Genomic DNA, 1059 nt, shown 5'->3' with positions numbered 1-1059 from the left:
GTACTAGGCACAACATGTCAGCTGGTGGCAACAGTATTAAACCCCTCAACCGATAGTGAGCGACAATGGCAATTGTTACGTTGGGGTTTAATTCCTAGTTGGGCAAAGGATATTAAAATTGGTGCAAAGCTGATTAATGCTAGAGCAGAAACGGTAGCAGAAAAGCCAGCATTTCGTAGTGCATTCCGTCGTCGGCGTTGCTTGGTTGTAGCGGATGGTTTTTTTGAGTGGCGACGAAAGGATGGCAAGAAGCAACCGTTGTATTTCCAGAGGAAAGATAAGCGTCCGTTTGCTTTTGCAGGACTTTGGGAACGTTGGAAAAATCCAGCGGGTGAGATAATTGCTTCTTGTACAATTATAACCACAGTAGCTAATGACATTATCAGTCCGATCCATGATCGGATGCCAGTGATATTAGAACCTAGTGATTATGATTTATGGCTGCATCATCAGGTAAGTCAACAGGAGCTATTGCAGCCACTACTGATTCCCTATGATGCCCATAAGATGAGTGTTTATCCCGTTAGCACTACTGTTAATACTGTCAGAAACAATAGTCCTGAGTGTATCATCCCTGTAATTGAGAATAAGTAAAATGTAAGCATTCAGCCGTCAGCGGTCAGCCGTGCGCGTAGCGCATGACCTCATGATACCAGCTTGTAGGGTGGGCAAAAAGCGATGCAGCGCGGTCTTGGGAAGGCAGCGCGGTCTTGGGGGTCTCCCCCATGAGCGACTGCCGTGGTTTCCCCCATGAGCGACTGCATCAAGACACAGTTTGCTTGTTTTGAGTATTCTAGATTATATTACTTTGCCCACCCTACGTTAATTGGTCTGATAGCTGAATGTTTACTAATTTTGCATAATAGGGAGCCAAGAAACCTCGATACTTCTCTAAAATCTGATCGGATAAAAATTTACCACCATTAATAGATCCTCTACAGATATTGCTTTGACAATTACAATTAGGCACAGCAATTGAAATCCATTCAGACATACAATAATCAAAAGTCACTTCTTCTCCTTGGATAATCTCTTTCATTGCCACTAGACTGTATCCAT

The 1059-nt window shown here is 43.4% G+C and carries 1 protein-coding gene and 1 pseudogene; one reads left to right on the top strand and one right to left on the bottom strand.

Translation table 11 applies throughout. The features are described 5' to 3' along the window. Window positions 1-594 (top strand): SOS response-associated peptidase (locus tag F6K49_RS52495; RefSeq protein WP_293111021.1); only part of this gene is annotated, 594 nt, incomplete at its 5' end. 223 nt (window positions 595-817) lie between these two features. Here the strand turns inward: F6K49_RS52495 and F6K49_RS52490 are convergent. Further along, window positions 818-1059, bottom strand: a pseudogene (locus F6K49_RS52490) (hypothetical protein); the annotation flags it as partial.

The sequence above is a fragment of the Moorena sp. SIO3I6 genome (genome assembly GCF_010672095.1).
This window is presented reverse-complemented; position numbering and strand designations above follow the sequence as displayed.